This window comes from Nocardia sp. NPDC004722 (assembly GCF_053601505.1).
In genome coordinates, this window is the sequence record NZ_JBSGBY010000361.1 from 1 (window position 1) to 8,725 (window position 8,725).

Consider the following 8,725-nt stretch of genomic DNA (forward strand, 5'->3'; position numbering starts at 1 on the left):
GCGTCCTTTTCGCTGACAGCGGAGGTTCGGGCCGGTCAAGCGGGCATTGGATTCCGCGAAAACGGTCAAGACCCGAGTTTCGGTGGCTACGATCACCCCAAACTTGGACAGACGTCCATTTGGACACATGATCTGATCGAACTGAACAGGGGTGCCGATGCGTGCGAACACAGCCCGGAGTCGATGGCGACGCGCCGCAGGATGCGCGGCCGTGGCACTCGCGGTGGTCCTGCCCACACCCGGCATCGCGACCGCCGACCCCGCCGGCATCGAACGGATCCACACCGACGGGACCCGGTTCGTGGACGACAGCGGGCGGACCGTGCTGCTGCACGGGGTCAACAATGTCGACAAGGAACCGCCTTACATCGAACCTGGCGACGGCTTCACGCTGACCGCCGACGACGCGGCGCTGCTCGCGCGACACGGTTTCAACACGGTCCGCCTCGGCGTCTCGTTCGACGGGCTGATGCCCACCCCGGGCGTCGTCGACACCGCCTACCTCGACCGCGTCGCGGGCGTCGTGGACACCTTGGCGCAGTACGGGATTCACACCCTGCTCGACAACCATCAGGACGGCCTGTCGAAAGCGTGGGGCGGCAACGGTTTTCCGGAGTGGTCCATTCACGCCCGGCCCGGAGCCGGTGAGCCCAATGTCGGCTTCCCGCTGTTCTATCTGATGCCGAGCATGAACCAGGGCTGGGACGAGGTCTGGAACAACACGTACGGCGTGCTCGACCACCTGGGCGAGGCGCTGGGCGCGCTCGCCGCTCGGGTGAGCGGGCATCCCGGCGCGCTCGGCCTCGAGTTGCTCAACGAACCGTGGCCGGGGTCGGCCTTTCTGTCCTGCTACCCGAACGGCTGCCCGGGGTTCGACGTCAAATATCAAGCGGCCATGCAGAAGCTGACCGACGCGGTGCGCGCCCGCAACGGCGACCTGATGGTGCTGTGGGAGCCCAATGTCACCTGGAACGAGACCATGCCCACCAACCTGGGCAAGAATCCGCCGATCAGCGCGCCCGACATCGCCTTCGCGCCGCACGACTACTGCATCCCCAGCCAGCTGACCATCTATTCGGGCCTGCCCGCCTTCCTGCGCGCCCTGTGCCCGCCGCAGCAGGGCAAGACGTGGAGCAATATCGACGCCTTCACCGCCCGCACCCACCTGCCCACGCTGGTCACCGAATTCGGCGACGGGGACGCGAGCGTGCTGCGCAATACCCTGGTCAATGCCGACAACCGCTTCGTGAGCTGGCAGTACTGGCACTACACCTCGAGTTTCGGCCCGAGCGGCCCGAAACCGGATCCGTTCCTCGGCGATGTCGGCAGGCAGTTGGTGCGCACCTATCCGCGGGCCACCGCGGGCACGCCCGGACGGATGATCTTCGACCCGGATACCGGCGATTTCGCCTACCGCTACACCCCGCGCGCCGGGGTCACCGAGATCTACGTGTCCGATCTGCATTACCCGGACGGGTACGCGGTGCGCGTCGACGGCGGCCGGGTCACCTCGACGGCGGGCGCGCGGGTGGTGACGGTGGAGGCGGACGCCTCGACACCGGTGACCGTCTACATCAACCGGCCGGGTTCCAAGGGCGCGACCGTGCCCAGCGGACCGATCGCGACGGGCTCCGCGGACAGCGGTTCGGGGACCGGCTCCGGGACCGGCTCGGCAGACAGCGGATCGGGCTCCGGCTCGGCCGGATGATCCGCGAAACCCGTTGACGTGCTTTGTGTAACGAGCCATCGGCGGGAAGCGACACACAGCGAGTGCACAGTTTTGGACGTGCGCCCAGATAATTTCGATCGAGAGGCAAGACAGTGAACACGCTCAGCTTGACGTTCCTCGGCGCCCTGCCCGTACTCCTCATCAACATGTCGCTGCTGGCCATGCACGGACTGTCCATGCTGCACTGACGAGGTATTCTCACCGCGTTCACAGCCGTGAACTGTTCGGTGAGAAAGGTTTTCGCTAGTGAAGTTCGCAGGAACGAGGACTCTCGTGCGCCTCGTACTCGCCCTCGTGGCGGTGGCCGTGGCCGTGCTGGCCGTATCCGGCTGTTCGATGCTGAAGGATTCCAGCAAGTCCGATACCGCGAAGTCCAAGGTGGGTGACTGCATCAACGTCATCGAGGGCTCGCAGTCGGACTCCAAGACCACGCCGATCGACTGCTCCAGCGAAAAGGCCGTGTACAAGGTGGCCGCGGTGTTCGACGCCACCGCCACCTGCAAGGACCAGCAGACCTCCTACGAGGAGAAGGACTCGGCGAACAAGACCGTCGCGTTCCTGTGCCTGACCCCGAACTTCAAGGAAGGCTCCTGCTACAACGAGAGCCAGGCCACCGGCTACAAGTTCGTCGCGTGCACCGCCCCCGAGGCGTCGTTCAAGGTGATCAAGCGGATCGACGGCCAGGCCGACGAGTTCGCCTGCGACACCACCACGACGATCGCCTTCCGCACCATCCCGGACCCGAAGACGACCTTCTGCCTCGGCAACCCGAAGTAGACAACCCGCTCAGTGCGGGACGCGAATGCCTTTGAGCTTGGCCGGGTTGACGACGTCGTAGACGCCCCAGACCCGGCCTTCGCGGACGGTGAAGGCGTACACGCGTGGCGGGCTGCCGGGTTGGCCTTCGTGGGAGGCGAATTCGTGCGCCAGGATGCCCCACTGGCCGTTGACGAGGACCGGCTCGAGTTCGCGCGCCGGTCCGATGTAGGCGGGGTCGAAGAGCCGGAACCGGCGCCACAGGCCCATCCAGAGGCGCACGTTCTTGTCCACGCCCGCAACCACATTGATGGCGGTGGACACCACGCCGCCGCCGTCGCCGACGGTGCGGACGTCCGGATGTAGCGCGGCCACAATGGCATCCACGTTTCCGGCGGCCAGGGCGGTCAGCAGCGCCTGTACGGCGGCGCTGTGCTCGTCATCGGTGACCGGCGTGGGAGCCGCGGCCACGGCCTTGCGGGCCCGGGTCGCCAGCTGCCGGGCCGCGTCGGCGGAAATGCCGAGGATGTCGGCGATTTCGCCGAACGGCACCGAGAAGCCGTCGTGCAGCACGAAGGCCACGCGCTGCGGCGGGGTCAGCGTATCCAGCACCACCATTGCGGCGAAACGGAATTCCTGTTTGCGCACCACCGCGGCCAGCGGATCCGGGGTGCTGGAGGGCGTGAGCGCGGTGACGACGGGCTCCGGGAGCCATTGCCCCACATACTTTTCCCGCCGGACCGCGGCGCTGCGCAACCGGTCCAGGCAGATATGGCTGACCACCGTGGTGAGCCACGCCCGCAGATCCTCGATCTCGGATTGGCGGGCCACCGACAGGCGCAGCCAGCTCTCCTGTACCGCGTCCTCGGCGTCGCTGACGCTGCCGGTGAGCCGGTAGGCCACCGAGAGCAGATGCGGCCGATGCGTTTCGAACAAGTCGGCGAGAAGAGCGGCAACCATCGCGCTCGATCCTACGTCCGGCCGGTGACACCCCCGCCACCGGGCGGTGACAGCCCAGCCGGGCGGTGCGATCGGGGCCGGCCCCGCCGGAAAGACCGTGCGCCCCCGACCGTTTCCGTGACAGCATGACCGCATGGACGCGGAATTCCTCTCCGACGGCGCGGTCTGGCTGTCGCCGCCGGCCGTCTCCGACATCGATGCCATCACCACCCTGTGCCAGGAACCCTCCATCGGCGCGTGGACCACCATGCCGGTCCCCTATCACCGGGCCGATGCGGAGAAATTCATCTACGACATCGTCGGCCCGGGCTGGGCCACCCGCAGTCCCACCTGGGCGCTGCGGCCCGGTGACGGCGGCCCGGTCGTGGGCATGATCGGCCTGAGCCCGCTCTATCCCCGTCGCGACGAGAATCTGGCCGAGATCGGCTTCTGGCTCTCCCCCGCCGCCCGCGGCCGGGGCCTGATGACCCGTGCCGCCGGGCTGGTCACCGCCGTCGCGCTCGATCCCACGGCATTGGCCTTCGAACGGGTGGAGTGGCGGGCCTTCACCGGCAATCACGCCTCGGCCGCGGTGGCCCGCCGCAACGGCTTCCACTACGAGGGTCTGATCCGCGGCGGCGGCATGCAGCGCGGCGCCCGCCGCGATATCTGGGTCGCGGGACGGCTGCGCACCGACCCCGCCGCCCCGAGCGAGCACTGGCCCCCGGGCGTCTGAGTCGCACCGCCCCGAAACGGAAAAAGTTCGGCCCACACCCGCCGGACTGGGTGTGGGCCGAACTCAGTGTGCACGCCGAACTCGTTCCGCGCGAGATGAACTCGCTACGAGTGGGTGCGGGTCAGGGGATTTCCGGGCCTAGCCGCGGCGCTCGCGGCGCGCGGTGACGGCGTCGGCGAGCCGCTCGAGCTGGGCGGCGGTGGTGTCCCAGTCGATGCAGGCGTCGGTGATGGACTGCCCGTAGGTGAGATCCTCCGAGTGACCGAGGGTGAGGTCCTGGCGGCCCGCGACGATGAACGACTCCATCATCAGGCCGACCACCGTGTCCTCGCCCGCCGCGATGCGGTCGGCGATATCGGTGACGACGTCCACCTGCTTGTTGTGGTCCTTGTTGGAGTTGCCGTGCGAGGCGTCGACCACCAGGCGCTGCGCCAGCGACGACTTCTCCAGGCGCAGCAGGGCTTCCGCGCAGGAGGCGGCGTCGTAGTTGGTGCCGTTGGAGCCGCCGCGCAGGATGACGTGGCAGTCCGGGTTGCCGGCGGTGCGAATGAGCGCGGAACGCCCGTCCAGGTCGGTGCCGGGGAACACGTGCGAGGCGGCCGCCGCGCGCACGCCGTCGACCGCGACCTGCACATCGCCGTCGGTGCCGTTCTTGATGCCGACCGGCATGGACAGCGCCGAGGACAGCTGCCGGTGCACCTGGCTGGCGGCGGTGCGCGCACCGATCGCGCCGTAGGCGACCAGGTCCGCGATGTACTGCGGGGTGATCGGGTCGAGGAACTCGCACGCCACCGGCAGACCGAGCGCGGTGATGTCGACCAGCAGGCGACGGCCCAGGTCCAGGCCGGTGTTGATGTCGAAGCTGCCGTCCAGGTGCGGGTCGTTGATCAGACCCTTCCAGCCCAGCGTGGTGCGCGGCTTCTCGAAGTAGACGCGCATGACGATGTGCAGCCGGTCGTCGAGTTCGGCGGCCTTGGCGGCGAGGCGACGCGCGTAGTCGATGGCGGCGTCCGGATCGTGCACCGAGCACGGGCCGACGATCACCATGAGGCGGTCGTCATCACCGTTGAGCACGTCGACGGTGGCCTTGCGGCCGGCGCGCACGATGTCGGCGAGGGTGTCGTCGATGGGATGGGCGGCACGAACCTCGCGCGGCGAGCTCAGCGGGGAGACGCTGAGCGTGCGCTGATCGTCGAGATCGGCATGTTTGTCGAGATCGATGCTGGTCATCGGGGGTTCCTGTTCTCAGGCCGACCCGCGGAATCTCGCTTCGAATTCCCTTGGAGCCGGTCTGTTTTCGTCCGGCTCGGGGTGGAGGATGTCAGCGCGAGGTCACGCCGCGCGACCCACCCGGGGCCGGCTGGCTAAACCAGAAATACACACGCTGCATGGTCGCGACAGTACCAGAGATCCTGATTCGCGCATGTGGCGTGCGACACGATGGCTGGGAATCGCGTCCCGAATGCTGGGATGCCCCAGGTCGGCGCGTGGGAAATCGAGTCGCTCAGCGCAGGATGTAGTGCAGGATCACGTCGTGTACGTGGCGAGTCTTCTCGTCGCCGCGGAACTCCACCTCGTAGGTGTGATGCCCGGTGCTGATGGCGATGTGCCCGGAGGAGAAGAACTGTCCCGCGAACGACTTGTTGGTCAGGATGCTGACGCTCGTGATCCGCGCGTACGGGATGCTCGTGATCGCGATCTTCTTCCCGACGAACGAGTTGTCCTGGATGATGACCCGCCGATCGGTGAGCCCCAGGAATCCGGTGCCCACCCCGATGGCGTCGTAGACCGCCAGGATCTGCTCGCCGGGGAGCAGACCCTGCTGGATCTTGTCGTATTGGTCGCGCCGGTCGATCGGAATGCTCATGTCTCCCGGGCTCCCGGCTATTTCCGCACGAAGGGGTAGCTGATCTTGGTCAACTGTTCGGAGAGCTCCCACAGCCGCCGCGCGGTCACCTCGTCCTTGGAGGCGGCGGTGGAGGTGCTCGGGCCGGGATAGCCGCGCATGCCGCGCAATCCGGTCGGCCCGTAGAAACCGCCCGGCTCGACCTCGGCGGTCGCCGCGAACAGGCTTGGCAGCGCGCCCATTTCGGCGCTCTGCGCGAACAGGCGGTTGCCGATCGACATCAGCGCGTCGTACAGCGACTCGGTGTGGCCCTGCAGTTCGGTGGCGGCGTAGCCGGGATGGGCGGCCACCGACACCTTCGCCGAGCCGGCCGCGCTCAAGCGGCGTTGCAGTTCCCGCGCGAACATGAGATTGGCCAGCTTGGACTGCCCGTAGGCGGCCCAGCGCTGATACGAACGCCGCTCCCAGTTCGGATCCTCGAGATCGATGCGGCCGATGGCGTGCATGCCGCTCGACAGCGTGACCACCCGGTCGCGAATCTTGTCCAGCAGCAGCCCGGTCAGTGCGAAATGGCCGAGATGGTTTGTGCCGAACTGGGTTTCGAAACCGTCGGCGGTGCGCTTGAGCGGCACCGCCATCACGCCCGCGTTGTTGATCAGCACGTCCGCGCCGTCGATGCCGTCGGCGAACTCGCGGATCGAGGCGAGATCTGCCAGATCCAGCCGCCGCACCTGGGCGTTCGGCCCGATCTCGTCGGCCACCGAACGCGCCTTCAGCTCATTGCGGCACGCCATGATCACCTTCGCACCGGCGCCCGCGAGCGCCCGCGCGGTGACCGCGCCCAGCCCGCTGTTGGCTCCGGTCACGATGACCGTCCGGCCCGCTTGATCGGGGATGTCGGAGATGTCCCAGCCGCTCACGGGGTCGAGTCTAGGGGCGCGGAGGCCCACCCGTCCGGCGTCAGCGGGAACCGGCCTCGGCCCGATATTTGCCAGCACCTTCCGAAGGCGATAGATCGCGGCGTGTCCACTTCCCCTTCAATCGCTTCGACCTGGGCAACAGGTAGCGTCCGCGCCTATGGACACGCTGATACTCGCGGGTTTGCTGGGCGTACTCGTCCTGATCTGGAAACAGGGATCCCATCGGCGCATGCTGGCGGCCTGGTGGATCGTCGTCCTGGTCTGCGCGGGACTGCTGAAGTATCACATCACCAGCAGCCTCGGATTGGGCTACACATGGTGACCGCCACCGCGTCCGAGACCACCGCGACCGGCGACCGCGGGTTCGCCGGGCAGATCCAGTACTGGCTCGCGGTCATCTTCATCGTCGGCTGGACCGGGGTGGTGTGCGGTGGCCTCGGCGTCCAGTTCGGCACCTGGGACTACCCGTGCCCGCTGTGTATGTTGCAGCGCTACTTCATGATGCTGGCCGCGCTCGGCGGCGCGTATATCGTGCGCCAGGCCATGACCGGGTCCATCGTGCGGCGTGACTACATGGTCGGCTGGGGCATGGCCGTGGTGGCCTGCTTCGGCGGCGGTTTCACCGCCTGGCGGCAGACCATGCTGCACATCCTGCCCGGCGACCAGGGGTACGGCGGCGCGGTCCTGGGCCTGCACCTGTACGTGTGGGCCTGGATCCTGTTCGTCGCCGCGATCACGACAATCGGTGTGGTGCTGACGTTCTCGCACGCGACCGCCTCGGAATCCATTCCGACGACCGGGCCGCATCGCACCATCGGCATGCTGGCGATGGGCTTCCTCGGACTGGTGATCGTCATCAACCTGGTGGCGACGTTCTTCCTGGAGGGCTTCCACTGGGTGCTGCCGGACGACCCGGCCTGCTACAAGCTGCTGCACGATCTGGGCATTCTGGACGGCGGTTGCGTGCTGCCCGCCGACCACTGAGCGATAACGCCGCCGATCCCCGCGCCCTGCGAAAAGGGCGCGGGGATCGTGCTTTTCAGGACAGGGCCAGGATCTCGTCGTCGGACATGGCCGCCACCTCGAGGTAGAGCCGGGCCACCTCGTCGAGGCGTCCGGTCGCGCCCGCGCGGAGTTCGCGCTCGAGCAACCGCCCGGCCAGGCCCTCGACGGTGCGGGCGGCGAAGAAGTCCGCCACCACCGTGTCCGGGGAATCCAGCCAGTCCCGCACCCGCGCGATGACCGCGGTGGCGAGCACCGAATCGCCGCCGAGGGCGAAGAAGTCGTCGCTCACGCCGACCCGGTCGCGGCCCAGCACCGTGGCCACGATATCGGCGACGGCGCGCTCGACATCGGTTCGGGGCGCGCGGAATTCGCCGTCCCGCTCACCCGCCGCCAGCAGTGCCGCGATGGCCTTGCGATCCGGTTTGCCATTGCCGGTGAAGGGCAGATCGGCGAGCGGTTCGACCCGGCCCGGGATCATGTAGGCGGGCAGCAGGTCCGCGGCGGCGGCCAGGAGCGCCTCGACCTCCAGCGTGACGCCCTCCTCGGCCACCACGACGGCCGCGAGTTTCGGTGCGGCCGAACCGATCACCGCCGCGATGGCGTGCCGTACGCCCGGCAAGCCGCGCAGGGCGCTCTCCACCTCCCCGAGTTCGACCCGGTAGCCGCGGATCTTGACCTGGTGGTCGGCGCGGCCCAGGAACTCCAGGCAGCCGTCCGGCAGGTAGCGCGCGAGATCCCCGGTGCGGTACCAGCGCAGGCCCTCGTGGGTGACGAAGCGGTCCGCGGTGCGCTCG

The 8,725-nt window shown here is 68.1% G+C and carries 10 protein-coding genes; 5 read left to right on the top strand and 5 right to left on the bottom strand.

Features of this window, described 5'->3' with window-relative positions; translation table 11 throughout:
* Positions 1-211: 211 nt before the first annotated feature.
* Positions 212-1,708, top strand: coding sequence for an endoglycoceramidase I (locus ACWELQ_RS29260; RefSeq protein WP_452400255.1), 1,497 nt, complete (start codon positions 212-214; stop codon positions 1,706-1,708).
* 294 nt (positions 1,709-2,002) lie between these two features.
* Complete coding sequence (locus tag ACWELQ_RS29265; RefSeq protein ID WP_452400256.1) at positions 2,003-2,506, top strand: LppU/SCO3897 family protein; 504 nt, start codon at positions 2,003-2,005, stop codon at positions 2,504-2,506.
* A gap of 9 nt (positions 2,507-2,515) precedes the next feature.
* On the opposite strand, the gene ACWELQ_RS29270 is transcribed toward ACWELQ_RS29265, so the two are convergent.
* A complete protein-coding gene (locus tag ACWELQ_RS29270) occupies positions 2,516-3,445 on the bottom strand; it encodes a sigma-70 family RNA polymerase sigma factor (protein ID WP_452400257.1) in 930 nt (309 codons plus the stop codon).
* A gap of 133 nt (positions 3,446-3,578) precedes the next feature.
* Between ACWELQ_RS29270 and ACWELQ_RS29275 the strand changes: the two genes are divergently transcribed.
* Positions 3,579-4,160, top strand: coding sequence for a GNAT family N-acetyltransferase (locus ACWELQ_RS29275; RefSeq protein ID WP_452400258.1), 582 nt, complete (start codon positions 3,579-3,581; stop codon positions 4,158-4,160).
* A gap of 138 nt (positions 4,161-4,298) precedes the next feature.
* Here the strand turns inward: ACWELQ_RS29275 and ACWELQ_RS29280 are convergent, their stop codons facing one another.
* From ACWELQ_RS29280 to ACWELQ_RS29290, 3 genes are all read right to left on the bottom strand, one after another.
* Entirely contained in the window at positions 4,299-5,390 is a 1,092-nt protein-coding gene (locus ACWELQ_RS29280) for a 3-deoxy-7-phosphoheptulonate synthase (protein ID WP_452400259.1), read from the bottom strand.
* A gap of 274 nt (positions 5,391-5,664) precedes the next feature.
* The gene (locus tag ACWELQ_RS29285) at positions 5,665-6,027 is read right to left on the bottom strand and encodes a PH domain-containing protein (RefSeq protein ID WP_452400260.1); all 363 of its coding nucleotides are present in this window, start codon (positions 6,025-6,027) and stop codon (positions 5,665-5,667) included.
* Between the two features lie 17 nt (positions 6,028-6,044).
* Positions 6,045-6,926: an oxidoreductase gene (locus ACWELQ_RS29290; protein WP_452400261.1), complete on the bottom strand. Its 882-nt coding sequence runs from the start codon at positions 6,924-6,926 to the stop codon at positions 6,045-6,047.
* Between the two features lie 157 nt (positions 6,927-7,083).
* On the opposite strand from ACWELQ_RS29290, the gene ACWELQ_RS29295 reads away from it, so the two are divergent.
* Together ACWELQ_RS29295 and ACWELQ_RS29300 are read left to right on the top strand one after the other, a co-directional pair.
* On the top strand, positions 7,084-7,248 hold the full coding sequence (locus ACWELQ_RS29295) for a DUF5993 family protein (protein ID WP_452400262.1): 165 nt from the start codon (positions 7,084-7,086) through the stop codon (positions 7,246-7,248).
* A complete protein-coding gene (locus ACWELQ_RS29300) occupies positions 7,242-7,910 on the top strand; it encodes a disulfide bond formation protein B (RefSeq protein WP_452400263.1) in 669 nt (222 codons plus the stop codon). Before ACWELQ_RS29295 ends, ACWELQ_RS29300 begins: the two co-directional genes overlap by 7 nt.
* 55 nt (positions 7,911-7,965) lie before the next feature.
* On the opposite strand, the gene ACWELQ_RS29305 is transcribed toward ACWELQ_RS29300, so the two are convergent.
* Positions 7,966-8,725: phosphopantetheine-binding protein (locus tag ACWELQ_RS29305; RefSeq protein WP_452400264.1), on the bottom strand; the 760-nt coding region annotated here is incomplete at its 5' end.